Annotated in this window: 25 protein-coding genes; 16 read left to right on the top strand and 9 right to left on the bottom strand. The window is 62.0% G+C overall.

Annotated features, from left to right (window positions below):
* Positions 1-28: 28 nt before the first annotated feature.
* The 6 genes from K529_RS17190 to K529_RS17165 all read left to right on the top strand — a co-directional run bounded on the left by K529_RS17190 (position 29) and on the right by K529_RS17165 (position 5,950).
* Positions 29-961: a LysR family transcriptional regulator gene (locus K529_RS17190; protein WP_046002779.1), complete on the top strand. Its 933-nt coding sequence runs from the start codon at positions 29-31 to the stop codon at positions 959-961.
* A 116-nt stretch (positions 962-1,077) separates the two neighbouring features.
* Positions 1,078-1,896: a phosphonate ABC transporter ATP-binding protein gene (gene phnC / locus K529_RS17185; protein WP_005612266.1), complete on the top strand. Its 819-nt coding sequence runs from the start codon at positions 1,078-1,080 to the stop codon at positions 1,894-1,896.
* Positions 1,897-1,964: 68 nt separating this feature from the next.
* Positions 1,965-2,867 carry a phosphonate ABC transporter substrate-binding protein gene (gene phnD / locus K529_RS17180; protein ID WP_005612268.1) on the top strand — a complete coding sequence of 301 codons (903 nt, stop codon included), beginning with the start codon at positions 1,965-1,967 and terminating at the stop codon, positions 2,865-2,867.
* A 109-nt stretch (positions 2,868-2,976) separates the two neighbouring features.
* On the top strand, positions 2,977-3,855 hold the full coding sequence (gene phnE, locus K529_RS17175) for a phosphonate ABC transporter, permease protein PhnE (RefSeq protein WP_005612271.1): 879 nt from the start codon (positions 2,977-2,979) through the stop codon (positions 3,853-3,855).
* A 3-nt stretch (positions 3,856-3,858) separates the two neighbouring features.
* Complete coding sequence (phnE, locus tag K529_RS17170) at positions 3,859-5,178, top strand: phosphonate ABC transporter, permease protein PhnE (protein WP_005612274.1); 1,320 nt, start codon at positions 3,859-3,861, stop codon at positions 5,176-5,178.
* Positions 5,179-5,335: 157 nt separating this feature from the next.
* Entirely contained in the window at positions 5,336-5,950 is a 615-nt protein-coding gene (locus K529_RS17165; RefSeq protein WP_005612276.1) for an LbetaH domain-containing protein, read from the top strand.
* A 208-nt stretch (positions 5,951-6,158) separates the two neighbouring features.
* Here the strand turns inward: K529_RS17165 and phnF are convergent, their stop codons facing one another.
* On the bottom strand, positions 6,159-6,881 hold the full coding sequence (phnF, locus tag K529_RS17160) for a phosphonate metabolism transcriptional regulator PhnF (RefSeq protein ID WP_046002701.1): 723 nt from the start codon (positions 6,879-6,881) through the stop codon (positions 6,159-6,161).
* Positions 6,882-7,003: 122 nt separating this feature from the next.
* Between phnF and phnG the strand changes: the two genes are divergently transcribed.
* The 8 genes from phnG (at position 7,004) to phnN (ending at position 13,164) form a co-directional block, all read left to right on the top strand.
* On the top strand, positions 7,004-7,456 hold the full coding sequence (gene phnG / locus K529_RS17155) for a phosphonate C-P lyase system protein PhnG (protein ID WP_046002702.1): 453 nt from the start codon (positions 7,004-7,006) through the stop codon (positions 7,454-7,456).
* Positions 7,456-8,031, top strand: coding sequence for a phosphonate C-P lyase system protein PhnH (gene phnH, locus K529_RS17150; RefSeq protein WP_046002703.1), 576 nt, complete (start codon positions 7,456-7,458; stop codon positions 8,029-8,031). Before phnG ends, phnH begins: the two co-directional genes overlap by 1 nt.
* Positions 8,032-8,035: 4 nt before the next feature.
* The gene (locus K529_RS17145; RefSeq protein ID WP_046002704.1) at positions 8,036-9,139 is read left to right on the top strand and encodes a carbon-phosphorus lyase complex subunit PhnI; all 1,104 of its coding nucleotides are present in this window, start codon (positions 8,036-8,038) and stop codon (positions 9,137-9,139) included.
* Between the two features lie 156 nt (positions 9,140-9,295).
* Positions 9,296-10,177: an alpha-D-ribose 1-methylphosphonate 5-phosphate C-P-lyase PhnJ gene (locus K529_RS17140; RefSeq protein ID WP_005669187.1), complete on the top strand. Its 882-nt coding sequence runs from the start codon at positions 9,296-9,298 to the stop codon at positions 10,175-10,177.
* Positions 10,177-10,947: a phosphonate C-P lyase system protein PhnK gene (phnK, locus tag K529_RS17135; protein WP_005669184.1), complete on the top strand. Its 771-nt coding sequence runs from the start codon at positions 10,177-10,179 to the stop codon at positions 10,945-10,947. The genes K529_RS17140 and phnK overlap by 1 nt, the downstream gene beginning before the upstream one ends.
* A gap of 2 nt (positions 10,948-10,949) precedes the next feature.
* Positions 10,950-11,894, top strand: a complete 945-nt coding sequence (locus K529_RS17130) for a magnesium transporter CorA family protein (protein WP_005669181.1) — start codon at positions 10,950-10,952, stop codon at positions 11,892-11,894.
* Positions 11,895-11,911: 17 nt separating this feature from the next.
* Entirely contained in the window at positions 11,912-12,595 is a 684-nt protein-coding gene (gene phnL / locus K529_RS17125; RefSeq protein ID WP_005669178.1) for a phosphonate C-P lyase system protein PhnL, read from the top strand.
* Positions 12,592-13,164, top strand: coding sequence for a phosphonate metabolism protein/1,5-bisphosphokinase (PRPP-forming) PhnN (phnN, locus tag K529_RS17120; RefSeq protein ID WP_046002705.1), 573 nt, complete (start codon positions 12,592-12,594; stop codon positions 13,162-13,164). The genes phnL and phnN overlap by 4 nt, the downstream gene beginning before the upstream one ends.
* Here phnN and K529_RS17115 read toward each other — a convergent pair.
* On the bottom strand, positions 13,146-13,829 hold the full coding sequence (locus tag K529_RS17115) for a DUF1045 domain-containing protein (protein WP_046002706.1): 684 nt from the start codon (positions 13,827-13,829) through the stop codon (positions 13,146-13,148). The two genes, phnN and K529_RS17115, sit on opposite strands and share 19 nt — an antisense overlap.
* Before the next feature lie 52 nt (positions 13,830-13,881).
* Between K529_RS17115 and K529_RS17110 the strand changes: the two genes are divergently transcribed.
* Positions 13,882-15,024, top strand: coding sequence for an alpha-D-ribose 1-methylphosphonate 5-triphosphate diphosphatase (locus K529_RS17110; protein ID WP_046002707.1), 1,143 nt, complete (start codon positions 13,882-13,884; stop codon positions 15,022-15,024).
* A gap of 397 nt (positions 15,025-15,421) precedes the next feature.
* On the opposite strand, the gene K529_RS17105 is transcribed toward K529_RS17110, so the two are convergent.
* From K529_RS17105 to K529_RS17075, 7 genes are read right to left on the bottom strand one after another with little or no spacing between them, the layout of a single operon-like run.
* Entirely contained in the window at positions 15,422-15,901 is a 480-nt protein-coding gene (locus K529_RS17105; RefSeq protein ID WP_005681150.1) for a class I SAM-dependent methyltransferase, read from the bottom strand.
* Between the two features lies 1 nt (position 15,902).
* Entirely contained in the window at positions 15,903-16,661 is a 759-nt protein-coding gene (locus K529_RS17100; protein ID WP_046002708.1) for a polysaccharide deacetylase family protein, read from the bottom strand.
* A gap of 19 nt (positions 16,662-16,680) precedes the next feature.
* The gene (locus K529_RS17095) at positions 16,681-17,820 is read right to left on the bottom strand and encodes a glycosyltransferase family protein (protein WP_046002709.1); all 1,140 of its coding nucleotides are present in this window, start codon (positions 17,818-17,820) and stop codon (positions 16,681-16,683) included.
* Positions 17,817-18,401, bottom strand: coding sequence for a histidine phosphatase family protein (locus tag K529_RS17090; protein WP_046002710.1), 585 nt, complete (start codon positions 18,399-18,401; stop codon positions 17,817-17,819). Before K529_RS17090 ends, K529_RS17095 begins: the two co-directional genes overlap by 4 nt.
* Positions 18,398-19,504: a glycosyltransferase family 4 protein gene (locus K529_RS17085; RefSeq protein WP_046002711.1), complete on the bottom strand. Its 1,107-nt coding sequence runs from the start codon at positions 19,502-19,504 to the stop codon at positions 18,398-18,400. Before K529_RS17085 ends, K529_RS17090 begins: the two co-directional genes overlap by 4 nt.
* Positions 19,501-20,745, bottom strand: a complete 1,245-nt coding sequence (locus tag K529_RS17080; RefSeq protein ID WP_046002712.1) for a glycosyltransferase family 4 protein — start codon at positions 20,743-20,745, stop codon at positions 19,501-19,503. The genes K529_RS17085 and K529_RS17080 overlap by 4 nt, the downstream gene beginning before the upstream one ends.
* Complete coding sequence (locus K529_RS17075) at positions 20,742-21,962, bottom strand: glycosyltransferase family protein (RefSeq protein WP_005625966.1); 1,221 nt, start codon at positions 21,960-21,962, stop codon at positions 20,742-20,744. The genes K529_RS17080 and K529_RS17075 overlap by 4 nt, the downstream gene beginning before the upstream one ends.
* 416 nt (positions 21,963-22,378) lie before the next feature.
* Here K529_RS17075 and K529_RS17070 point away from each other — a divergent pair, with 416 nt between their 5' ends.
* Positions 22,379-24,736 carry a mechanosensitive ion channel family protein gene (locus tag K529_RS17070; protein ID WP_005625964.1) on the top strand — a complete coding sequence of 786 codons (2,358 nt, stop codon included), beginning with the start codon at positions 22,379-22,381 and terminating at the stop codon, positions 24,734-24,736.
* Positions 24,737-24,898 lie beyond the last annotated feature (162 nt).

Genomic DNA, 24,898 nt, shown 5'->3' with positions numbered 1-24,898 from the left:
TCGTGACCTTGATGCGAAATTCGCATGAATGGATATCTCGCAACTTAAAACCCTTCTGACGGTCGCGCGTCTTGGCAGCTTTGCCGCTGCAGCGCGTGCTCTGGATCAGGACCCTTCAGCCATTTCGCGTGTGGTGGCGACGGCAGAGGCGCGTCTCGGCGTGCGACTTTTTGAGCGCAGCACGCGCAGGCTTGCGGTGACGGGTGTGGGGCGCGGATATCTGGACCGGATTGCGCCGCTGGTGGAAGAACTGGACCTTGCCGCGGAAGAGGCGCGCTCTGCCCGGCGCGCACCCACCGGTAAATTGAGGATCACAGCCTCCGTGGCATGGGGGCAGGAATGTTTGGTGCCTTTGTTGCCCGAGTTTCGCAGCCGTTACCCGGAAATTGAGCTGGAGCTTATCTTTACCGATACCTATCTGGACCTGCTGGCCGAGGGGATCGATCTGGCTATTCGTCTTGCACCTGCGCCGCAGGGCGATTTGGTCAGCACCCATCTGCGGTGTACCCGATATCTGGTCTGTGCATCGCCGGACTATCTGGCGCGCGCAGGGCATCTGCCGTCGCCGGCGGCCCTGAACGGCCATGACTGCCTGCGCATGCCGTTGCGCGGGTTCGACGGCACATGGCGTTTTTGCAGCCCCAGCGGACAAGAGGAAACAGTGCCCGTCACCGGCAAAGTGGTGATCACAAGCCCATTGGCGCTGCGACAGGCGGCGCGGGTCGGGCTGGGGCCGACTTTACTTGCAGATTGGCTGGTTGCGGATGATCTGGCGCATGGGCGCTTGGTTCCCTTGTTTCCAGACTGGCAGGTCAGCGCCACCGGGTTTGAAAGCGGCGCATGGGCGCTTTATCCCAGTCGCACCTATATGCCGACCCGGCTCAGGGTGATGTTGGACTACCTGAGCGCGCATCTAGGCTCCGCATCACACCAAGAACGCGCGAGATCTGCCCAGATTTAAGGCTATGCCAAAGCAGCCCCGTTGAATTCGGGGCCGTTTACAAAAGTTTTACACGTTCGACACAAATGATTTGAGCGAAATGCGTAAGCCATCGCGGAACCAAAGGGGGCCGCCAAGTGCTGCGCATCAATAAACTGACCAAGAGATTCGGCGACAAAACGGCTGTAGAAGCCGCGACGCTTGATATCGACAAACCCTGCATGCTGGGCATCATCGGACGTTCCGGCGCAGGTAAATCCACCTTGCTGCGGATGATCAACCGTCTGGGCGATGCCTCTGAGGGCTCGATCAGCTTTGAGGGCCGCGAAATCACCACCCTGAAGGGCAAAGACAAACGCGCATGGCAGTCCGAATGCGCGATGATCTTTCAGCAGTTCAATCTGGTGCCACGTATGGATGTGGTCTCCAACGTCCTGCACGGTACGCTCAATCGGCGCTCGACGCTGGCGACCATGTTCAACCTTTATCCGATGGCAGACATTCACAAGGCGATCGAGATTCTGGATCGTCTGGGTATCGCCGAACATGCGCCCAAACGGGCCGAGGCCCTCTCGGGTGGTCAACAGCAGCGTGTAGCGATTGCCCGCGCGCTGATGCAGGACCCCAAGATCATCCTCGCCGACGAGCCGATTGCCTCGCTCGACCCGATGAATGCACAAACCGTGATGGAGGCCCTGCGCCGCATCCACGAAGAAGACGGCCGCACCGTTATCGCCAACCTGCACACGCTGGACACCGCGCGCCGCTATTGTGACCGAGTGGTGGGCATGCGCGATGGGCGTATCGTCTTTGACGGCCTGCCAGAGCAGCTGACCACCGGCGTTGCTCGCGAAATCTATGGCGCTGGCGCGGATTTTTCTGAGGCCGCCACCTCCACTGAAATTGAGACGCTCGACAAGACCCAAGCCGTACGCACGGCAGAGGCCTACGTCTGATCCTGACCCCTTTCATCACCTCGGGGCCGGTGTGGTCTCGGGCCAACCAACAACCGGAGTGTTCCACGATGAAAAAACTGATCCTTGCCGCACTGGCCACCACCGCCCTGACCACCCCGGTCATGGCAGAAGAAATCTCTGAATTCCGCATCGGCATCCTCGGCGGCGAAAACGCTCAGGACCGTCTGAACTCCAACGAGTGCCTGCGCGCCAAGACCGAAGAGCTGCTGGGTGTTGAAACCAAGCTGTTCGCCCCTGCCGACTACAACGGCGTGATCCAGGGTCTGCTGGGCGGCACCATCGACATGGCATGGCTGGGCGCATCCGGTTACGCAAAGACCTATCTCTCCGACCCCGAAGCGGTTGAGCCGGTTCTGGTCAAGGTCAACGTCGATGGCGGCTATGGCTACTACTCTGTTGGTTTTGCTCGCAAAGACAGCGGCATCAACGCGCTTGAGGACGTCAAAGGCAAGGTCTTTGGTTTTGGTGATCCGAACTCCACCTCCGGCTTCCTGATCCCCTCCATCGAGATCCCGCAGCAAACTGGTTCCACCATGCAGTCGGGCGAGTATTTTGGTGAGGTGAAATTCACCGGCGGTCACGAGCAGACCATCGTCGCGGTTGCAAACGGCGACATCGACGCTGGCGTGACCTGGGCCGACGGTCTGGGCAACTGGGAAGATGGCTACAACTCCGGCGCGCTGCGCAAGGCGGTTGATGCAGGTCTCATCGACATGAACGATCTGGTCCAGATCTGGCAGTCCAAGCCGATCCCCGAAGGCCCGGTTGTTCTGCGCAAAGCCCTGCCCGAGGACGTCAAGGTCAAGATGACCGCGCTGATGGCCTCCATGCCGGCGATGGATTACGACTGCTACTACTCTGTTGCAGCGGGCGACTCCAAAGGCTTCCAGCCGATCACGCATGAGGCTTATGAAGTCATCATCGAAGCGCGCAAGCTGAAATCCAACTAAGCGCGCGTTTACGTCTTCGCGGGGTTCGGGCCAAGGTCCGGACCCCGCTTTCGTGGCCCGCAATGTATTTTCTGCCGCTGGCCACTCCCAATGACTCAGGAAGAATTCAATGGCTGATCTGACCGCTCAGGCCCCCGGATCGGTGGCTGAGATTCAGGCGCAATACGCCGATCTCACCCGCCGCAAGCGCATCTATGGCGGGGTTTTGCTGGCTCTGTTCGTCGCGCTGATGATGGCAGGGTTCCGCACCGCCGATGACCGCAATGCTGGCTCTTTTGCTGATGGGTATCAGCGCATCTTTGACTACCCCGCAGAAGTGCTCTCTGAGGCGGGGGAAAAGGTGGCCGAGCTGCCCTCCCATGTGGTCCATTTCTTCCCGGCCTTGGTCGAGACTCTGAACATCGCCGGTGCCGCGACGTTGATCGGCGCGATTTTCGGCACGCTCCTGTCACTCTTGTCGACCCGCGGCATGGCCCCCTGGCCCGCATTGATACCGGTGTTTCGTCGGGTGATGGACATTTGTCGCGCGATCCCTGAAATCGTGATCGCCTTGGTGCTGATTTTCTTACTGGGCGGTGGCCCGGTGCCTGCGATGATCGCCATTGCGATCCACACAGCGGGTGCCTTGGGCAAGCTGTTCTCCGAGGTCAATGAAAACGCCTCGCTCAAACCTGTCGAGGGGCTGAATTCCACCGGTGCTTCTTGGGCACAACGCATGTGGCTCGGGGTGATCCCGCAGGTGGGGCCGAACTATGTGTCCTATGCGCTGTTGCGATTTGAAATCAACATTCGCGCCTCTGCGATCCTCGGTTTTGTCGGTGCGGGCGGCATCGGGTATGAGCTCAAGAACTCCATGTCCTGGGGTCAGGGCAAATATGACGAGGCGGCGGCGATCTTCATTCTGCTGTTTGTGACCATTGTGGTGGTGGACCAGATCTCTGGCGCGCTGCGCGACCGTCTGACCCACGGCAACCGGAAAGGGGCCTGAGACATGACCACCATGGACCTCAACACCGCGCCGCTCAAAGGGCAGATGGACAAGCTGTTTTTCAAGAAACGGCTGATGAACTTCGGCATTCCCGCTATGATCCTGGCCTATCTGACCTATGTGTTCTTTGCCTTTGACGTGCCGGGCCTGTGGGAACGCGCGTCAATGGACAATGCGCGCACGCTGGTGTCTGACACCTATAGCTATAAAACCCATGTGACCCGCGACAATCGCACGGGCGATGTGACCTATGCGGTCGAGGGGGAGCGCAAAGGCGAATACCCCGAGGGCATGAGCCCCGAATGGGTCACCCCGGGGTCCACAACGGTGATCGATCTGACCGGTGGTCATGTTGTGCGCTTTGGTCCTGAATCCATCGAATATGATATTCCGGGCTACGGTCTGGTCACCGCCACGCCAACACGCAGCCAGGGCGTACAGACCGTCCTGCCCGAAGGTGACGTGCCTGAATGGATCAACCTGTCGAAAAACCGTCTGGCGATTACCACCGACGCAGGCCGCCTGACAGTGACCCGCAACCGTGCCGAGGTTTTCCGCTATTTCTATGGCTGGGAGCTGTTCTTCTTTACGCTCGACAGCCCATATCACGGTCTGAACCCGTTTGAACTGGCGGGCCGTGCAGTGTCTGGCGAGGCCGGGGCGATCTGGAATGACTTCTGGAACAACAAGATGTGGCGCCACGGTGATGTGGCATGGGCCATTGGAGAGACCATTTTGATGGCCTTCCTCGGCACCTTTGGTGCGGGTCTGGTGGCGCTACCGCTGGCCTTCCTCGGGACGCGTAACTTCATGCCGATCCTTGCGATCCGCTTTGCGGCGCGGCGGTTCTTTGACTTTGTCCGCGGTGTGGATTCGCTCATCTGGACCGTGGTTCTGGCCCGCGCCTTTGGGCCCGGTCCCCTGACCGGGGCGCTGGCGATCCTGATCACGGATACCGGCACCTTTGGGAAGATCTTCTCCGAGGCGCTGGAAAACGTCGATGAGAAGCAGATCGAAGGGGTGTCCTCCACCGGTGCCAAGCCGATCCAGCGCTACCGCTTTGGGGTGATCCCGCAGATCACGCCGGTTCTGCTGTCGCAGTTGTTGTATTTCCTCGAGTCCAATACGCGGTCGGCCACCATCATCGGGGCGATCACCGGCGGCGGTATCGGTCTGTTGCTGACGCAGGCGATCATCACCCAGAAGGACTGGGAAGAGGTCTCCTATTATATCGTGCTGATCATCGTCATGGTGATGTTCATGGACTGGTTCTCCGGCTGGCTGCGCAAGCGTCTGATCAGCGGGGACGAGGGCGGCCACTAAAGGCGTACCGCCGATACCGATGCCTCTGTCAAAAGACCCCTTTCGCTGCCTTGAGAGGGGTCTTTTTGTATCCGGTTCGTGGTGTTTCCGGTGGCCCTCTGACATTCGCGATGATAGTATAAGTCTAGTTGTATATTGAATTTCGACAGGTGCCCAGATGCCCAGACTTTCCGCCACCGAACCGCTTGTGCACGCCGGGTGTAGCCTGACCAATAGCACCTTTCGGGCTTGGGTTGAGATCGGGGCCGACACCCGGGTCGCCAACAGTCATTTTGGTGACTACAGCTATTGCGACCGGATGTGCGACATCGCCAATGCCGAGATCGGAAAATTCGCCAATATCGCCAGTTCCGTGCGGATTGGGGCAACGGATCATCCGATGGAGAAGGCCTCATTGCACCATTTCCTCTATCGCTCCGCGAGTTATTGGGAAGATGCCGAGGATGACGCGGATTGGTTTCAGCACCGCAAGAGCCGCCGCGCCGTGATCGGGCATGACACGTGGATCGGCCATGGGGCGCTGATCAAGCCAGAGGTCACGATTGGCCATGGGGCGGTGGTGGCCTCCGGGGCTGTGGTGACGAAGGATGTGGCACCCTACACCATCGTGGGGGGAAACACCGCCAAGCTGATCCGTCGGCGGTATTCGGAGCAGGTCGCGGACCGGATGATGGCACTTGCCTGGTGGGATTGGGATCACGCGGTGTTGCGCGAGAGGCTTGTGGATTTTCGCAATCTAAAGGCGGAAGAGTTTTTGGAGAAATACGAATGAAATAAGGGGTGTGCGCCATAAGGGGGGTACTCCCGCCTCCGCAGGTGCCTTGGCCTTAAAAGGCCAAAACCCCTTGGCGGAGTTGGGCCCGGCCGCGCGTCCCCTTCGGGGACGCGCGGCGCGCCGCCGGTACACCGGCGGCGCCACCCCCAACGGGAGCGGATCGCATCCGCGATCCAGCGACGGGCGGGAGTGCCCCCTTGTTTGTTCAATCGTCACCGACGGTGAGGGTGACCCGGTCGCCCGCAAACCAGGTGCGGCCAAATTCGATCGGTGTGCCGCCCGCATCATCCGAGATGCCGGTGGTGCGCAGGATGGGCGCGCCTTCTGATGTGCGCAGGTGCAGCGCTTGCGTCGCGGTGGCGAGCTTGGCGGTGATCCGGGTTTCCCGGCGGGTGTAGTCCTCCACCCCGCAGGCGTTCAGCGCAGCCGTAATCGACTCATGTGTCTCCAGCGCGTCGAGGATGCCGGGTAGCCGTTCTGCCGGAAACACCGTACGCGCCAGCGCCACGGGGTGATCGTCCGCATAAGACAGCCCCTCATAGACCACCACCGGATCGCCGGGGTCCAGATCCAGCGCATCCGCCTCGCGGGCATCTGCTGCAAGCACCTCCAGGCGCAGGACTTTCTTGCTCGGCACGCGTCCTGCGCGACGAATGTTCTGGTGAAAACGGATGCGCTTTCCCACCGGATAATCAGTGGGCTTTGCCGCGACAAACACGCCCGCACCACGGCGTGCATGCACCAGCCCCTGTTCCGCCATATCCGCCAATGCGCGCCGCACGGTGTGACGGTTGACACCAAAGCGTTCGGCGAGTTGCGCTTCGGCTGGCAGTTTTGTTCCCGTCTCATAACGGCCCTGCGCAATGTCATCGATCAAAGTGATCGCGATCGACTTCCAGACCGGTGTGCGGGTGGCGGATTTGGCCATGTTCAATCCTCTGTCACGAAACCTTCACGAGAGAGCGGCTTGCGTTCCTTGAGCCGACTCATGTATTATTTGTCTAGTTGTATAGGACATGTAGACAAATCTGCCAAGAGGCGACACCAGACATGACACAAGAAATCACGCCGGAGGCACGCAAGGCTTGGATGAGCCTGCTGTCCACCGCGCCCGAGGCCCGGCTTGCCGCGCTCTTCGACAAGCTGGACGACAGCCCCGACCATGACACCCTGCGCGCGCCGGAAACCGGTGGCGTGATGGTGCGGGGCCGGGCAGGGGGCACCGGCGCGCCCTTTAACCTCGGTGAGATGACCGTCACCCGATGCACGTTGAAACTGGCGTCCGGCGCGGTGGGGCATGGGTACGTGCAGGGCCGCAGCAAACGGCAGGCGGAACTGGCCGCAAAGCTCGACGCGATGATGCAAACAGAGGCTGCGGCAGAGGTCGAGGATAAGATCCTGACCCCCCTGCGCACTGAGCGTGACGCGGCCCGCGATGCCCGCGCCGCCAAGGCAGCCGCCACCAAGGTCGATTTCTTCACCATGGTGCGAGGAGAGGACTGATGACGCAGACCAATATCTACACGGGCGGCTTTGCCGACCCGGCGGTGGCTTCGGCCCATGGCTTTCGCGCTGCGATGGACGTGATGGCACGTCCGGGCGAGATCCGCGAAATCACGGGTGCTGTGGCGCCTGATGGGCTGAGCATCGCGGCGGCGAGCCTCATCCTGACGCTTTGCGACCCTGAAACCGGCATCTATCTCGCGTCGGATGTAGACAGCTCTGCCTTGCGCGGCTGGATCACCTTCCACACCGGCGCGCCGATTGTACTCGCAGCGGAGGCCGATTTTGCCGTGGGGGGCTGGGAAGCGCTGATGCCCATCGACCAATACCGCATCGGCACCTCGGAGTACCCGGACCGCTCCGCCACGCTGGTGGTGGAACTGGCGGAATTTGCCGCCCCCAATGCCACGCTCACCGGTCCGGGCATCAAGGACACCGTGCGGATGAACCTGCCCGATGTGGCGCTGATGCAGCGCAATTCAATGCTCTACCCGCTTGGGGTGGATCTGTTCTTCACCTGCGGGTCGGAAGTGTCGGCGCTGCCGCGCTCGACCCAGATCCAAGCGGAGGGCTAAGCAGATGTATGTAGCCGTAAAAGGCGGTGAGCGCGCCATCGACAACGCGCATGCGTGGCTTGCCGAAGAACGCCGGGGCGATCAAAGCATCGCAGAGATGACGCTGGCGCAGATCCGCGAGCAGCTGAAACTGGCGGTGAACCGGGTGATGGCCGAAGGTTCGCTCTATGATCCCGATCTGGCCGCACTGGCGATCAAACAGTCGCGGGGCGATCTGATCGAGGCGATCTTTCTGATCCGTGCCTACCGCACCACGCTGCCACGTTTTGGCAACTCGCGTCCGGTAGAAACCGCGGACATGACCTGCGACCGCCGGATTTCCGCGACCTTCAAGGATGTGCCGGGCGGGCAGGTGCTGGGGCCGACATTCGACTACACGCACCGTTTGCTGGATTTCAAGCTCGCCGCCGAAGGCGAGGTGCCCGAGGCTCCTGCTGCGGAGCCGCGTCGCGAGCCGACACCGCATGTGACATCCTTCCTGCGCGGTGAGGACATCATCCAGACCGAGGAAGAGTCGGATGTAACCCCTAAGGACATCACCCGCGAGCCGATGTCCTTTCCGGCGGATCGTCCCACCCGGTTGCAAACGCTCACGCGGGGTGACGAGGGTTTTGTGCTGGGCATGGCCTATTCCACCCAGCGCGGCTATGCGCGCAATCACGCCTTTGTGGGCGAGCTGCGCATCGGCACCGTCGCGGTGGAAATGGACATCCCCGAGCTGGGATTTGCCATTGAAATCGGCGAGGTAGAACTGACGGAATGCGAGACTGTGAACCAGTTCAAAGGCTCCAAGACCGAGCCGCCACAGTTCACTCGCGGCTATGGTCTGGTGTTTGGCCAGACAGAGCGCAAGGCGATCTCCATGGCACTGGTGGATCGCGCGCTGCGCTGGAAAGAACTCGGCGAGGATAACCTGGGGGCCGCCGCGCAGGATGAGGAATTTGTCCTCAGCCATTGCGACAACATTCAGGCAACCGGCTTTCTCGAACATATCAAGCTGCCGCACTACGTCGATTTCCAGTCCGAACTCGAACTGGTGCGCAAGCTGCGCCGCGAGGCCGAGGCCGCGCGTGCCGCAGCGGAGCAAACGCGGGAGGCGGCGGAATGAAGCACTCCATCATGAGGGCAGCGACTGCCTGGGCGGGCGCGCATGCGCCTGCCGGGGGGCAGGCAGGCGCAGCCCGGGCCGCAAGCGCCCCGGGCGTGAGAGCCGCACCCGTGTTCACCCATTCCCGATCCCTTCGAGCGACCGAAAGGACTCGATATGTCTGACTACAACTTTGCCTACCTCGACGAGCAGACCAAGCGGATGATCCGTCGCGCGATCCTCAAGGGTCTCGCCATCCCCGGTTATCAGGTGCCCTTTGCCAGTCGCGAGATGCCGATGCCCTATGGCTGGGGCACCGGCGGCGTGCAGGTCTCTGCCGCGGCGCTGACGCCGGATGACACCTTTAAGGTGATCGATCAGGGCGCAGATGACACCACCAACGCGGTCTCCATACGTAAGTTCTTTGAACGCACCGCAGGTGTCGCCACCACCGAGGAAACCGAAAAAGCCTCGATCATCCAGACCCGCCACCGCATCCCGGAGGCCGATCTGCGCGAGGATCAGATCATCGTCTATCAGGTGCCGATCCCGGAGCCGCTGCGCTTTTTGGAGCCGCGCGAGACCGAGACCCGCAAGATGCACGCGCTTGAGGAATACGGCCTCATGCATGTGAAACTCTATGAAGACATCAGCCAACATGGCGCCATTGCCACCGCCTACGCCTATCCGGTGAAGGTGGAGGGGCGCTACGTGATGGATCCGTCTCCCATTCCGAAGTTCGACAACCCCAAGATGGAAATGGCCGCGATCCAGCTCTTTGGTGCAGGGCGGGAGCAGCGTATTTACGCGGTTCCGCCCTACACCAAAGTGGTCTCTCTCGATTTTGAGGACTACCCGTTCGAGGCCACCAAGGCCGACCACCCCTGTGATCTCTGCGCCGCAGAGGACAGCTATCTCGACGAGGTGATCCTCGACGATCAGGGCGGGCGGATGTTCGTCTGCTCCGACACCGATTATTGCCGCTCTCGGCGTGAGGCGGGCCATGTGGGCCGTCTGGGCCAGGACGCTCCTCTCACCACCGGACCGGAGGCCGCGTGATGCATCCCCTTCTGAAAGTCAATAATATCAAAAAGATGTATGGCCATCGCATCGGCTGTACGGATGTCTCCTTTGACCTTTATCCGGGCGAAGTCATGGGCATCGTGGGCGAGTCCGGTTCCGGCAAATCCACATTGCTGAACTGCCTTGCAGGTCATCTGGACACGGACGGCGGCGAGGTGATCTTTGACACTCGCGACCGTGGTCCTGTTGATACGCTCACCATGTCGGAACCCGAGCGCCGCATGCTTGGCCGCACCGACTGGGCCTTTGTGCACCAGCATGCCCGCGACGGCTTGCGCATGTCGGTTTCTGCCGGTGGTAACATCGGTGAGCGGCTGATGGCCGTCGGCGACCGCCACTATGGCAACATCCGCGATCGTGCCGTCGATTGGCTCGACCGCGTGGAGATCGACGAGAGCCGAGTGGATGATCGCCCCACGGCCTTCTCGGGCGGTATGCAGCAACGCTTGCAGATTGCCCGCAACCTCGTCACTGGCCCGCGTCTGGTGTTCATGGATGAACCCACCGGCGGCCTTGATGTGTCGGTACAGGCGCGGCTTTTGGACCTGCTGCGCGGCTTGGTGCGCGAAATGGGCCTCTCGGCGATTATCGTCACCCATGACCTCGCTGTGGTGCGTCTGCTGGCGGATCGCCTGATGGTTATGAAATCGGGCCACGTCGTGGAAACGGGTCTCACGGATCAGGTGCTTGATGATCCACAACATGCCTATACTCAGCTTCTGGTCTCTTCAGTGCTGCAGGTGTGAACATGCTCTTTGCCTACTCGATGGATAACGCAACCCTGACCCGGCTGGCAGATGATGCCCCGCTGGAGACGGCCCACTGGGTCGATCTCTACCGGCCCCAGCCGGAACAGGTGGCACGGGTGGAGGCGCTGGGTTTCAGCGTTCCGACCCTTGCGGATATGGAGGAGATCGAGGTCTCCAACAGGTTCTATCGGGCGGGCAAAGTGGATGTGCTGACCGTGTCCCTGCCGGGGTTGGACCCGGAGAAAAACCGCACCTTTGGCCCGGTGGCCTGTCTCTTGGGGCCGGATCGTCTGGTCACGGTGCGCTACCACGCGCCACGCCCGTTTGAGACGCTCCCCGCCCATGCGGAGGGCAGCAATGCGGGCTGCAAAACGGTGCCGCATCTTTTCCTCACTCTGATGGAAGAGATCGTCGCCCGGATGGCCGACCTTCTTGAGGGGGTCGGGCGCGAGCTGGACGAACGCGCGGCCAAGCTCTTTGACGACAAGGGCGTCTGGGGTGATGCGCTTGAGGCGATGCTGCGCGATGTGGGGCGTGCGGGTGAGATGCTGGCAAAGTACCGCCAGTGCTTGCTGACGCTTGACCGGGCGCTGTCGACCTTTGGTGTCACCCATGATGCCAAGGATCTACGCGGTTTCACTCAGGCGACAGGCCGCGACATTCAGGCGCTTTTGGTGCATGCGGATTTTCTCTCCGGTCGGATCTCGCATCTCACCGATGTGATCCTCGGCATGGTCACGCTCGAACAGGGTATCACGGGGCGCATTGTCTCCGTGGTGGCCGTGATCTTTCTGCCGCCGACGCTGGTGGCATCTGTCTATGGCATGAACTTCGAATTTCTGCCGGGGCTGCACTCTGATTTCGGCTGGCTGATCGCCACCGGATTGATGGGGTTCTCTGCGCTCGGCACGCTTCTCTTCTTCCGATGGAAAGGCTGGCTATGACCGCGTCTTACTCTCCTATGATCGACATTCAAAATGTCTCCAAGACCTTCACGCTGCACAATCAGGGCAGCGCCCTGATCCCGGTGATGGAAGGGGCAACCCTTTCGGTGAACCCCGGCGAATGTGTCGGGCTGATCGGTGCCTCGGGCGCCGGCAAATCGACCCTGATGCGGCTGATTTACGGCAATTACCTTGCCGCCTCCGGCCATATCATGATTGGCGGGCTGGATGTCGCCAATGCCGAGCCACGCGAAATTCTGGAACTGCGCCGCAAGACACTGGGCTATGTCAGCCAGTTCCTGCGGGTGGTGCCACGGGTCTCGACGCTGGATGTGGTGGCAGAGCCGCTGTTGTCGGTGGGAACCCCGGTGGAAAAAGCCCGCGACCGCGCGGCGTCGCTTCTGGCGCAGCTCAACATTCCCGAGCGGCTCTGGACCCTGAGCCCCACAACCTTTTCTGGTGGCGAACAGCAGCGGGTCAATATTGCGCGCGGCTTTGCCTATGACTATCCGGCGATGCTGCTTGATGAGCCGACCGCCAGCCTTGATGCGCAGAACCGCGCAACCGTGCTGAACCTCATTGAGACCGCCAAGGATCGCGGCGCGGCCATCATCGGCATTTTCCACGACGAATCCGCCCGTGAACAGGTCTGCGACCATTTCATTGATGTCTCGGCCTTTGCGCCCAAGGCCGCCGCATGAGCGCGCCTGCCGACATAAACCCCGCAAAAGGGCCGGTGATTGCCGTTGTCGGCCCCTCGGGCGTCGGCAAGGACAGTCTGATGAGCGGTCTTGCCGTGGCCGATCCGCGCCTGCGCAGCATGCGCCGCGTCATCACCCGCGCGCCAGAGGCCGGGGGGGAGGATTATCAACCCGTCAGCGAGGCGGAGTTCGCTGCCCTGGTCGAGGCGGATGTCTTTGCGCTCCATTGGAATGCCCATGGGCTGCGCTACGGCGTGCCGCGCGACATCGAGAAACTGCGCATCGGTGCGTCCGGTGTGTTGGTGAACCTGTCACGCGCGGTGCTTTTGCAAGCGCAGGAGGTGTTTGACGACTTCCGCGTGATCTCCGTCACCGCCCGGCCAGAGGTTCTGGCAGAGCGGCTGGCAGGCCGGGGGCGCGAGGATGCCGATGAGGTCAAACGCCGCCTTGCACGCGCCAGCCTCGCGCTGCCCGACGGGCTGAAACAGGTCTATGAGGTGGACAACAGCGGCGATCTTTGCGCCGCTATCGTTCAGGCTCAGTCGATCATTCAGGCCAAGAGGGGGTAGCGTTGGATCAGGTGAAAACGCCCATCCTCGGCCTCGCCCATCAGCGCCAGATCGTTGATCTCAAAGGGCTGTGGCAACAGCGGTGCCAGCTCGGTCGCGAGGTAATCCTCGACCGCGGGCAGATCGCCCTTGGGCAGCTTGCCGGTGAGGGTGACGTGAAAGCGGAACTGATCCAGCACATAAGGATAGCCCCACTGGATGAGATTTCTGTCCTGCTCAGCGCTCAGACCCGCCGCCCGGCGTTTCTCGATCTCCGCATCGGGTGCGGGCGCGCGAAAGGTGTCAAGCTCGGTCACGCAAGCCGCAGCCAGCGCATTCAGCGCGGTCACATCCCCAAGCGGGCGCAGTGCCAAGAACCGGCCCAGACGTTCCACCTGCAAACCATCCAGTCTGACGGGGGCGCGGGTGGCGGCCAGTGCCGCGCACGCCGCGCGCAGGGCGTCCTCACTGGTGCCTGTCGCCAGCCGCATTGGCGGCTTCATGGTCGCATGCAGCCCGTATTTGCGCGGCGTTGCCGTGATCGCCGCCACATCCAACGCCCCGGCGTCGGGGAGCGCGGTCGCACAGCCCGCCTCCATATCCCAACCGAGCCAGCCGGTTGCCCATTTGCTCCACGCCGCCGCGGCGGGGGGCGCATAATAAATCGCATATCGCGTAAATGTCACATTGGCCTCCTAAGACGTGGGCCTTCCCTATCCCGAAAGATGTGAACTTCAGATGACACAAGAGTTGATCCTTGCCAATGCCACGCTGATCCTTGCAGGTGAAACCCGCACAGGTAGCTTGAAAATCAGCCAAGGCGTGATTGCCGACATCTCCGAGGGTGCCGCTGTTCCTGCCGGTGCGGTGGATCTTGAGGGCGATTTCCTCAGCCCCGGTCTGGTGGAGTTGCACACGGACAATCTTGAACGCCACATCGAACCGCGCCCCGGCGTGGACTGGCCCCACGCGGCAGCGCTGGTGGCCCATGACGCGGAACTGGCCTCCACCGGGATCACCACGGTGTTTGATGCGATGCGCGTGGGCTCGATCCCGCGCGGCAAGGGGCGCTACCTGAAATATGCCCGCCAGCTTGCCACCGAGATGTTGGAGTTGCGCGCCAAGGACATGCTGAAGATCAGCCACTTCCTGCACCTGCGCGCCGAGGTCTGTTCGGAAACACTGGCCGAGGAGCTGTCGGAGTTCACCGCCGAGGACCGTGTCGGGCTGGTCAGCCTGATGGACCACACGCCGGGTCAGCGTCAGTTCCGCGACATCTCCAAGCTCGAACAATATGTGAAATCCAAACGCGGCATGTCCGATGAGGAGTTCATCAACCATGTGGCCGAGCTGAAAGACCTGCGCGTGCAATATGGCGATATGCATGAAGCGGCCACGGTGTCTGAGGCGGCGCGGTTTGGGGCGGTGCTCGCAAGCCACGATGACACCACCGCCGAGCAGGTTGCCACCTCCGCAGGTCACGGCATCCGACTGGCCGAGTTTCCCACCACGGTCGAGGCGGCTCGGGCCTGTCACGAGCATGGCATCAAGGTGATGATGGGTGCGCCGAACCTCATTCGCGGCGGGTCGCATTCCGGCAATGTCGCGGCGCGCGAGCTTGCGGATCTGGAACTGCTGGACATCGTCTCGTCAGATTACATCCCGGCGGCACTGTTGCAGGCGGCGGTCAAACTCGGTGACATCTGGGGCGATCTGGCGCGGGGTATGGCGACGGTGACAGCGGCGCCTGCTGCTGCGGTTGGCTTGACGGATCGCGGCGTGCTGGAGGTTGGCAAACGCGCAGACCTCATCCGGTTCCGTGTTGGCGAAGGGGTTCCGATGCCACGGGCGGTTTATGCGCGCGGTGCGCGTGTCGCCTGACGGGGAAGGCGTTGGGAAGCGATAACACGCGCGCCTTACGTGGGTGCGCGTTATGTTTCAGTAGTTTAAAGAGCCGGTGAGTCCGTTCACATCTGGTGCAAGCCAGCGCATCCCCAGATGTCAGCGTACGTTGCATGCGCAACGCCCACATAAAGTATCAGTCTCTGTGACCTGTTGTTTCGCATGCGAAACAATATGACAGGAGTGCTGATCTATTCTCTGTGTTGCAGGGAGGGGGACCTCCCGCCCCTTTATGAGTGAGGCAAAGCCTCCCCCAAAAGCGTTGGGCCGGGCGGTGGCCGCGCCGCAGGCGCGGCCACCGCCCCACCGCGATTTGCAAAGCAAAGCGCAAAACCTGAGAGCCGCAAGGCTCTCCGCTGGGGTAAGAGATCGCGGCCTACCCGGCGCGGTAGAACATGTAACGGCCTTCGGGGATGCCTTCGGGGCCGTCGATTTCCTCAAACCCAACCAGTGGCTGGCCCGAAATGATCAGCCCTCCCGCTGCCATAACCTGCAAAATCGCGGGCGAGAGTTTTGCGGCTTCGGCAACATCCTGTTCCTTGACGCCAAACCCCAGATCGTAATGTGCAAGCGCCAGCCGGTGTCCGCCGTCTGCAAGTCGCGCCAGCATCGGTTCTGCCTCGCCTTGCAGGAAGTTTTCTTTCGGGGGCACACAAGAAGGGTGGCATTGCAGGACGCGATCAATGACCCAGACCCGCCGCTCCGGCATGACCTCGCGCAGATGGTCATAGGTGCGCCCGTTGCCCAATCCCAGATCAAGCACATCCCCCGCAACGCCCGAGATCTGTTGCGCGGCCCAGTTTAGCCCATCGCGTTGCGCAGTGAGGCGGCGCAGCATGCTGTCCAGTCGGCTCATCTCAGCCAATCCTTTCATTGAAACGCCAAGGGTGTGCCGGGCCATCCAGCAGTCGGCGCAGCAGTGTTTCGCAGAATTCCCACACCTCGGCACTGTGCACAAGATGATGTGTCAGCAGGCCAAGTGGCTCTGCGTTATCTTGCTGACCGGTGCGGCGCGCTATGAGCGTGTCGACCAACCGAGTCAGGAGGTGCTCCTCGGGCACCAGACCCCGTCCATGTTTCCAGTCGATGGGATCGATATGGGTGTTGATCTGCACCAGACCCGGCGCGGCCTGAACGCGCTTGCGTGGCCCATAGGTGGAGACCGCAGCAAAGCCCAGACCCGCAAGCCAGGGCAGCATGGCTGGAGAAATCCGGTTCCAAGGGGGCACAAACATCGGCTGCAACGCCGGGCCAAACAGATGTTTCAGGCGATCCATCCCCTGCTCCGCCGCATTGAGCGCCTCATCCACCGGGCGGGTGCTGGGAAATTCGCATTTCTTCTTGTCGGCGCTGGCGTGGTTTTTATGCGCCCAGCCATGCACCACCGGGATCAGGTGGCTGGATTGCGCAACCGCCTGTGCCAGTTCCTGCTGCGCAGTTTCGGGGATCACCGCCAGATGCACCGGCAGGTCGAGCCGCGTCGCCAGTGCTTCCAGCCGGGCCAGCGCCTCCGTGGGCGCAATCGCATCATCATCCCGCCACCAGAGCGGCAGCCGCAGGCCCTCCGTGGCCCAATGCGCCAACTCCGCGTCCAGCGCGTCCCAGCCTTGTGTCATGTCCGTCCCCCCGTTGCGCTCAAGCGCGCTGCCGCCTCAGCAGCGTTGCGGCAATCTCCACGCTCCGCTGCGCCCCGTCAAATTCAAAGCCGTCAAGGCCGCGTTGCGTATCGTGCATGGCACGGGAGAGTGCGGCGCACAGACGAGCCGGGGTGAGGGTTGCTGCCCCCTCCACCTCAATGCCCGCGAGGGGTGCAAGGCTCTGGGCGCGCAGGGATTGTTCCACCTCTTTGCCCGCATCAAACGGCACCAGAACGGCGGGTGTGCCGGATTGTAGCAGATCAAGCGCGGTGTTGTAGCCACACATGCTGACAGAGGCCGCCACGTGGGGCAGCATGGCGCGAAAATCCGGGCGGGCAGGTTCCAGGATCGCGGGCGAGCCTGCATCCTCAAGATCAGCGATGCGCGCGCGTGCATCCGCGCCGCCAACCAGAATGCGCCAGCGGTGATCGGGCATCAGTTTGGCGGCCTCGATCGCGCAAGCGTAAAGCGCATCCCCGACGCTGCCACCGCCTGCACTGACGAGGATTTCCCCTTTGCCGAGGCCCTCGGGGTGCGGTGCAGCAGCAGGTGGTGCGACATAGCCTGTATACTGCAGCCGTAACGCCAGCATCTCTGAGACCGGCCAACTGACGTCCAGCGTCGTGGCCTTGGGGTCCGAGTGAACGAGCACGCCATCGTAATAGGTGGCGATCATTGCATCGGCGTCTTCGGCCTTCTTGGGCTTGGAGGGCGGTGCGAGGATGTCGCGGATTGACGACAGCACCAGCGGACGGCGGGGCAGAGCGTGCGCCGCCTCCAAGAGGGCGCGAAACTCACCCCGGAGGGAACGACGGCCAAACGGATAGAGCTCGGTGATCAGCACATCCGGCTGCTGATCCTGCACCAGCGCCAGCATCTGTTGCCGCCTGCGCGCGTGATAGGCCTCATCCGCAACCGTGCCATCCGCGCCAAGCAGGCGCGAGAACTCCACGCCATCAGAGCGCAGGGGAGGTAGCTGCTCAAACTGCAGACTCTGCGCAGAGAGTTGCGGTGCCGGAAAACCACCAGAAACCACCGTAACCTGATGATTTTCGGACGCAAATGCGCGCCCCAGTGTCAGGGCGCGTGACAGATGCCCGGTGCCCAAAAGGTGAGTGACGGCAATCAGAACCTTCATGATGGGCGTCGCTCAAGTCGAATGGGATCGGGCCAGGGCGTGAGCTTGTCGCCAGAAACCTCCACCACAAAGAGCCGATTGCGTTTGACCTGAAACGGAGCAGGGCCGTCGAAATCCCAGCCATAGGCGCGGGCAAGGATCATACGCATGATCCCGATATGACAGACCGCGATGGTGTCGCGCGCGAGGCTCTTGATCCACGGATTGATGCGGTTCCAGACCTCAAGCGGGCTTTCACCGCCGGGGGGGCGATAATCCCAGCCCCAGTGTTCGATGTCGCGAAAGCCGGACGCGGGATCTGCACGCAGGTCCACCCCGTGCTGGCCTTCCCATGCGCCCCAGTTCATCTCGATGAGCGCAGCTGTGGTCTGGGGGGCGCGCCCGGCCACAAGCGCGGCGGTTTCAGAGGCGCGTGTGAGGGGGCTGGACCAGAGATCCGCGTCGTTCCAACCCTCGGGGAGAGACTGCGCGGCGAGGTCTGCGCGTGCGGTCTCATCAAGCGGGATGTCGCTGCGCCCCTGAATGCGGCCCGCACGGTTCCATGCGGTATGGCCGTGACGCAGCAGGGCAAGACGGATCATATGCCCCGTTCCTTTATCAGTGGCCCCAGCGCAGCCCAAAGGGTGTCTGCGGCGGCGGGTCGCAGGTGGTGCGTGGCGATATGTTCGCGCGCCCGCCGCCCGAGGTCGTCGCGCTCAGACGCACTGTCGAGAAGGCGCAGAACGCGACCCGCCAGTGCGGAGGCCCCGGCGTCGGGCGCAGTATAGGCACCGGGCATTGTGGGCAATAACACATCGCGCAGGCCGGGGCGGTCTTGCGCCACCACCGGCAGCCCGTGGGATTGCGCTTCCAGGTAAACCATGCCGAAGGCCTCATTGACGCCGGGCCAAAGGAACAGCTGTGCTGCGCGATAGGCCTCCGCCATGGCTGCGGCATCAAGCTCCCCGAGAAAGCGCACGCGTGCTCCAAAGCGTGCAAAAAGCGATTCCACTTCGGCGCGCGCGGGACCGTCGCCCGCAATCAAAAGCTGCCAGTCGACCGCGCGCTCTGTGCTCTCCAGATGGCGCAGCGTCTCGGCGATGAGCGCATAGGAGGCCAGCTTGTCACCCCGTCGCATCATACCGGCAGCAAGCATTGGGCCATCACCCGTGCTGGGCGCGGGGAGGGCATCCTGCGGCAGGAAGGGGCGCAAGTGCACCAGTTGCTGGTTGCCCGCACGATCACGCTCGAGTGTCTCGCGGTCCTGTTCGGTGAGGTAGAAAATCACCGCCGCCTGATCGGCTGCCGCATGTGCGGCTTGCGCAAATTCCGACCACGGGCCCGTCAGGCGTTTGCTGGCGCGGGTGCTCTCGATCTGCACATAAGGAATGTCGCGGGCGGCAGCCACGGCGGGGCCGATCAGGTCGGGGGCTTTGTAATAGTTGTGATAGGTCACCCAGGCGTCGACCTCGGGCAGCTCTTCTATCAGGCGGCCCACCTCATCCGCAGCGCGCTGTTGCAGGATCTGCTGGTGGTCGCGGTCGCCGAGTTTGTCATGCAGGCGCAGCTCGGACGCGAGAATGACCTCCGCACCGCCCCTTTCCAACAGGCCCATCAGGCTTTGTGCCATGGCCCGGTCGCCGGAGGGCGTCGGATGGGTCGGGGCCTTCATCGGCGCATAATAGGCGATGCGGGGCGCGGTCATGCAGGGGCCTTGAGCATGGTGTTCAGGCGGGTGTTCAGCTGCTGGATGCCCGGGGCCATGCCAAAATCACGACGCAGGCGGTTGAGCGCGGCGTCGGCCATGCGGCGGGCCTCGTCTGGGGCATGCGCGAGGCGCAGCATCGCATCGGCAAGCGCTGCGGGCGCGTCATCACTTAGGAGACCATGGGTGCCGCTTTGGATGAATTCCGGGATCGCCGACACGGGCGTCGACAGGATCGGCAGGCCCTGCGATGCTGCCTCCATCAGAACATTGGGCAGCCCGTCGCGATCGCCATCCTCGGCCACACGCGAGGGCAACACAAAGAGGTCGGCAGCGCGCATGGCGGCGATCACCTCCGGCTGGTCACAGGCACCGCGCCATGTGATGCGCGCTGCAATCCCTGCGTCCTCGGCCATGCCTTGCAGCAGATCGCCCAACCCGCCACCGCCAATATGGGTCCAGTGCCAGTCCAGGTCCGCAGGCAGCAGCGCCAGCGCGGCGATCAGCCGGTCAAAGCCCTTTTTCTCGACCAGACGCCCTACCGACATCATGTGAAAGGGGGCGTCAGGCGCGCGCAACGCGCGGTCGGGCGGGGCAGGAAACCGCGTCAGGTCAAGGCCGTGATAGATCAGGTCTACCGGTGTGCCAGCCGAGAGATCTTGCAGGTGTTTCGCGCCAAAGCCCGTGCAGGTCGCGCCAAAGGCCGCGCCATGGGTCTGTGATGAAAGCTTTTCGCGCAATTCCCATTCGGGCGAGGTCCAGATGTCCTTGGCGTGGGCGGAAAAGCTCCATGGCAGGCCGCGCATGATGGCGGCGTAGCGCGCCACCGATGAGGGCGTGTGCAGGAAATGCGCATAGAGCCCGCGCACCTCAGGCGGCAGTTCCGCCGCCAGCACACAAGCCTGACCAAACCGGCGAATGCGATTGTGGCTGGGGTCACGGCGCAGATCCGCGCGCCAGATGCGATAGGCGGCGGCATAGCCGGGCAGGGCTTGCGCCATGGCGCGCGATTTGGCCACGCGGGCCGGGTCGTCATAGAGATACTCCGGCAGATAATGCACCGGGGCCTGCAAGCGATCATGCAGCGGGTGGGTTTTCTTGTCGGTGGGGTGGCGCAGCGACCAGATCTCAAATGGCTGGCCTGCATCCTCAAGGGCGACGAGTTCCTGCGCGATGAAGGTCTCAGACAGGCGTGGCCAGCCTTTGACCAATACGGCGAGCGCCGGGCGTTCAGCGGTCATTCGGCGGCCTCGCGCGGGAGTTGGTGCAACAAGGCATCCACCCGTGTGGTGACATAATCAAGCCCATCAAGCAGCCCGTCAGAGATTGCTTTGGACGGGTTGGGCTGACGCTCCAGCGCGCGGATTGCGCCGATCATCGCATCCGGCGTCCAGCCATCGCGGGTTTCATCGAGCATGGTGACAAGGCCCAGTTCCTCGGCGCGGCTGGCGCGAATCCATTGCTCCAGACGGGGGGTGGTGCGGGGCACGATCACGGCGGGTTTGTCAAAGGACAGAACCTCGCAGAAGGTGTTGTAACCGCCCATGCAGATCACCCCCTGCGCACCGGCAAACAGAGTCTCGATCTGGCTTTCAAAGCCGACAGCGGTGACACGACCATCCAGTGCTGCGACGCGATCCTCAAACGCGGCGCGGGTCTCTCCCGACAGGAACGGACCGTAGACCAGAACCGCGCGGGGTGCGAGGGTGGGGTCGCGTTCATAAGCCGAGATTGCCAGATCCACCATCATGGCGCCATCGCCACCGCCGCCGGGGGTAATCAGCACATAGGGCTGCTCGGGTGGCTCTCCCACCTCGCCAAGGTCGCGGCGCAGGTAGCCGGTCCAATGCATCCGTGCCTGCGCCTCTTTGCTCAGTGATAAGCCGGCGGTCGGATCGTAGACATCATGCAGCCCGTAAATCCAGATTTCATCGTAGTATTTTTCGGTGGCCTGCAGAGCGGATTTGCGGTCCCACTCGGCGCGCAGCACTTCGGGTTCGTCCAGCACATCGCGCAGCCCCAGAACCAATCGCGCCTGACCGCGATCCTGCAACAGGTCCAGTGTCGGGATCAACTCGCCGCGAAAACCGGTGGGTTCTTTATCAACCACCAGAATATCGGGCGCGAATTGTTCGGCGGTGGAGCGGATAAGCCCGGCGCGCAACTCAGTGGTTTCTTCGATATTCATGCCCATGGTGCGGCTGGCATAAGAGCCATCGGCACGTTTGATGACGCCGGGCAGGCGCATGTGGTCCACCCGGTTGGGAAAGGCAAACCGCCCCGCCACCGGAGAGCCGGTCAGGATCATCGCAGAGGCCTTTGGATCGGCGGAGGTGATCGCCGCCGCCAGAGCGCGCGAGCGGCGCAGATGGCCAAGGCCAAAAGTGTCGTGGCTGTAAAACAGGATACGCGGGCCGCGGTCCGAGGGGCCTAAACGGGGGGTGGTGCTGGCGCTCATGCGGGGGCTCGCTTGCAACTGATGGTCGGGCGGATGGTCAAAGAGGGGCGCAGGCAATGTGATAATCGCGCATGGCGAGAGACGGCGTGGTGCCGCATCGGGGGGGATGTGCAGCGCCTCGATTGAGTGGCGCGATGCGTCTTGGCCATATTCCGCCCCAACGTCCTTTGAACGCGCCTCTTTGAACCAGCGGCGCGGCCGGATTTCTCATGCCTGTTACCGGGGCTTCATATGGCCGTGTGAACACGCCATGACAACAACCCAAGCTCTGAAACATCCGTGATATAGCTTGCGTCGGCCCATCGTGCAATCAAACCTATGGAATCCGAGCGTAATCGGAGGCGCAAAATCGACAATCGTGGCCCGTTTGCGGCTAAGCTGGAAAATAATGCGCCCGAGGGAGAGGAAGCGATGCCATGCCAAGACTTATAAATGCCTTATGCCTGTGTCTGGTTGCTGCCACGTTGTGTCTTCTAAGCGGTGCTGCCCTCAAGGCGCAGGCTGCGGAAACACCGCAGGCAGCAGCACAGCAGGATCTGGCCTCGGCCATTCGCCAAGCCGCAGAGGCTGGTGTCGGTGTGGTGATTGTCGACAGCAGCGGTCGGGCGCTGAGTGGTGCAGAGGTCGTGGCGCAGGCCGAAGCCGAAATGGTCAAGGAACCCGGCGTCATGGGCGGCGCATCCACCATGATGAAAGCCCAAAGCGAGGTGCGTGATTTTCGCGCCAAGCTGAACGAGCGGCTCAAAGCGCTGCCCAGTTCGTATAATGAGATGGCCTATATTTTGCGCGCCACCAGCCCGGATGGGCGCATCATGACTTATGTGCGTGTGGTGGTGATTACCACGATACTGCTGCTGATCGGGCGTTGGCTTTCGACAGAGATCTACGGCAAGCGACTGATCAAACGCTATGTGGTGAGCCGTATTGAAGAGCAACCCGAAGGCTACGCGGGCAAGATGCCCTTTTTGTTCATCCGCTTTTTCGCAGGTGTCGGGGCGACGCTTTTTGCGATGATATTTGCCTTGGTGGTGACGCTGTTGGTATTTGGAACCTCTGGCGATGTGTCGGTCGAGTTCACCTCGCTTGCGGTCTATCTGACCTTTTTTGTGGCGCGGACCATCTCCGATCTTTGGCGCATGGTATTGTCGCCCTATCTCAGCCAATACCGTATTCCGTCGCTGGATGACCGAGCCGCACGGCGGCTCTATTTCTGGCTGTCGGGGCTTGCGACCTTTGATTTCGCGGCGGTGATGGTCTCGACCTGGGTTCAGGATTTTGGCCTGAATTACAATATCTACGCATTGACCTATTCGATCCTGATGCTGGCGTCGTCATTGCTGGCAATCTTGTTGGTGCTGTTTAACGCAGGGGCAATTTCTGGTGCGATCCGAGGCAACGGAGAGGCGCAGGCGGTGGCCTGGCCCAATCGGTTGCTGTCATGGGTCTGGGCGCCGATGGTGATCCTTTACATTGTCTTTGGCTGGCTTGCGCTGACCTTTGATCTGGTCTTGGAAAACCCAAGCCCGGTGCCGCCGAACATGGGTCTGTTTGCGGTGTTGACCTCGATTTTGGTGGTCTACGGCTTGATCAACTATGTGATTGAGCAATTCGCGACCCGTCGCAGGGTGATCTCTGATGTGCCAAGCTCTGACAGCGCAGAAGATGAGGGGGCGGAGGTACTGTTGGACGATGCCCCGGCGCCGGGGCGTGCACCGCACCCCATCGCGACGTTCAAGGATCTGGCCCGGCGCGCGGCAGGTATCCTTGCCTTTCTCGGCGGGGCTGTGTCGCTGATCTATGTCTGGGACCCGGAGTTTGCGCTTCAGGATGCGCCCCGGCTGGACCGGACGATTGATGTGCTGGTGATCCTGTTCATCGGCTATCTGGTCTTTCACATCGCGCGGATCTGGATCGACAGCAAAATTGAGGAAGAGACGCAGGACCAGCCGGATGGGGAGTTGGGCGACGAGGGCGGCGGCAGCAGTGCCAGCCGTCTCGCCACTTTGTTGCCGCTGTTTCGAGGGGCTATTCTGGCGGTGGTCGTTGTCACCATCGTTCTCATCGTGCTGATGGAAATCGGCATCAACGTCAGCCCGCTGTTTGCTGGGGCGGGTGTTGTCGGTCTTGCGGTGGGGTTCGGGTCTCAGACGCTGGTGCGTGATATCTTCTCGGGCGCGTTCTTCTTGATTGATGATGCGTTCCGGCGCGGGGAATATATCGACATTGGCAGTGTGAAAGGAACGGTAGAGAAGATCTCCGTGCGCTCATTCCAGTTGCGCCATCACCTTGGTGCGCTGCATACGATCCCCTTTGGTGAAATTCAGGTGCTGACCAACTACTCGCGCGATTGGGTGATTATGAAACTGCCATTGCGGGTGACCTATGACACGGATGTTGAAAAGGTTCGCAAGCTGATCAAGAAACTGGGTCAGGAGCTGCTGAACGATCCGGTGATCGGGCATAACTTCATCCAGCCATTGAAATCGCAAGGTGTGATCGAGATGCAGGATTCTGCGATGATCATCCGCGTGAAATTCATGACCAAACCCGGTGATCAATGGCTGGTGCGCAAGAAGGTGTTTCAGGAGATTCGCGATCTGTTTGAACGCGAAGGTATCAAGTTTGCGCACCGCGAGGTTACGGTGCGGGTTGTTGCCGACAACGGTGAAAAGGTCACGCCAGCCAAGCGCGATGCGGCCTTGGGGGCGGCGCATGCGGCGATTGAGGATGATCTGATGGATGCCAATGACGGCGGTACTGGAGACGATCGCTGACAGGGGAGCCGGACCGGGGGCACTCCCGCCTCCGCAGTGAGCCGCAGGTGCCCTGCGCCTCCTTTGGAGTTGGGCCTGGCGCGGCGCGGACCCAGAGGGTCCGCGCCGCGCGGGTCGCTTCGGGCAAAGCCCGAAGCGAAATCATACCTGTCGGGTGTCGCA

The organism is Tritonibacter mobilis F1926, assembly GCF_000376545.2.
Lineage (GTDB): Bacteria > Pseudomonadota > Alphaproteobacteria > Rhodobacterales > Rhodobacteraceae > Epibacterium > Epibacterium mobile.
The sequence above is the reverse complement of the archived record's forward strand: the minus strand, read 5'-3'. Positions and strand labels throughout refer to the sequence as shown.

Excerpts from the sequence above, each read along its gene's own strand:
- K529_RS17190 (WP_046002779.1), top strand. The coding sequence starts at position 29 with ATGGATATCTCGCAACTTAAAACCCTTCTGACGGTCGCGCGTCTTGGC.
- phnD (WP_005612268.1), top strand. The coding sequence starts at position 1,965 with ATGAAAAAACTGATCCTTGCCGCACTGGCCACCACCGCCCTGACCACC.
- phnE (WP_005612271.1), top strand. The coding sequence starts at position 2,977 with ATGGCTGATCTGACCGCTCAGGCCCCCGGATCGGTGGCTGAGATTCAG.
- phnE (WP_005612274.1), top strand. The coding sequence starts at position 3,859 with ATGACCACCATGGACCTCAACACCGCGCCGCTCAAAGGGCAGATGGAC.
- K529_RS17165 (WP_005612276.1), top strand. The coding sequence starts at position 5,336 with ATGCCCAGACTTTCCGCCACCGAACCGCTTGTGCACGCCGGGTGTAGC.
- phnF (WP_046002701.1), bottom strand. The coding sequence starts at position 6,881 with ATGGCCAAATCCGCCACCCGCACACCGGTCTGGAAGTCGATCGCGATC.
- phnG (WP_046002702.1), top strand. The coding sequence starts at position 7,004 with ATGACACAAGAAATCACGCCGGAGGCACGCAAGGCTTGGATGAGCCTG.
- phnH (WP_046002703.1), top strand. The coding sequence starts at position 7,456 with ATGACGCAGACCAATATCTACACGGGCGGCTTTGCCGACCCGGCGGTG.
- K529_RS17145 (WP_046002704.1), top strand. The coding sequence starts at position 8,036 with ATGTATGTAGCCGTAAAAGGCGGTGAGCGCGCCATCGACAACGCGCAT.
- K529_RS17140 (WP_005669187.1), top strand. The coding sequence starts at position 9,296 with ATGTCTGACTACAACTTTGCCTACCTCGACGAGCAGACCAAGCGGATG.
- phnK (WP_005669184.1), top strand. The coding sequence starts at position 10,177 with ATGCATCCCCTTCTGAAAGTCAATAATATCAAAAAGATGTATGGCCAT.
- K529_RS17130 (WP_005669181.1), top strand. The coding sequence starts at position 10,950 with ATGCTCTTTGCCTACTCGATGGATAACGCAACCCTGACCCGGCTGGCA.
- phnL (WP_005669178.1), top strand. The coding sequence starts at position 11,912 with ATGATCGACATTCAAAATGTCTCCAAGACCTTCACGCTGCACAATCAG.
- phnN (WP_046002705.1), top strand. The coding sequence starts at position 12,592 with ATGAGCGCGCCTGCCGACATAAACCCCGCAAAAGGGCCGGTGATTGCC.
- K529_RS17110 (WP_046002707.1), top strand. The coding sequence starts at position 13,882 with ATGACACAAGAGTTGATCCTTGCCAATGCCACGCTGATCCTTGCAGGT.
- K529_RS17105 (WP_005681150.1), bottom strand. The coding sequence starts at position 15,901 with ATGAGCCGACTGGACAGCATGCTGCGCCGCCTCACTGCGCAACGCGAT.
- K529_RS17100 (WP_046002708.1), bottom strand. The coding sequence starts at position 16,661 with ATGACACAAGGCTGGGACGCGCTGGACGCGGAGTTGGCGCATTGGGCC.
- K529_RS17095 (WP_046002709.1), bottom strand. The coding sequence starts at position 17,820 with ATGAAGGTTCTGATTGCCGTCACTCACCTTTTGGGCACCGGGCATCTG.
- K529_RS17090 (WP_046002710.1), bottom strand. The coding sequence starts at position 18,401 with ATGATCCGTCTTGCCCTGCTGCGTCACGGCCATACCGCATGGAACCGT.
- K529_RS17085 (WP_046002711.1), bottom strand. The coding sequence starts at position 19,504 with ATGACCGCGCCCCGCATCGCCTATTATGCGCCGATGAAGGCCCCGACC.
- K529_RS17080 (WP_046002712.1), bottom strand. The coding sequence starts at position 20,745 with ATGACCGCTGAACGCCCGGCGCTCGCCGTATTGGTCAAAGGCTGGCCA.
- K529_RS17075 (WP_005625966.1), bottom strand. The coding sequence starts at position 21,962 with ATGAGCGCCAGCACCACCCCCCGTTTAGGCCCCTCGGACCGCGGCCCG.
- K529_RS17070 (WP_005625964.1), top strand. The coding sequence starts at position 22,379 with ATGCCAAGACTTATAAATGCCTTATGCCTGTGTCTGGTTGCTGCCACG.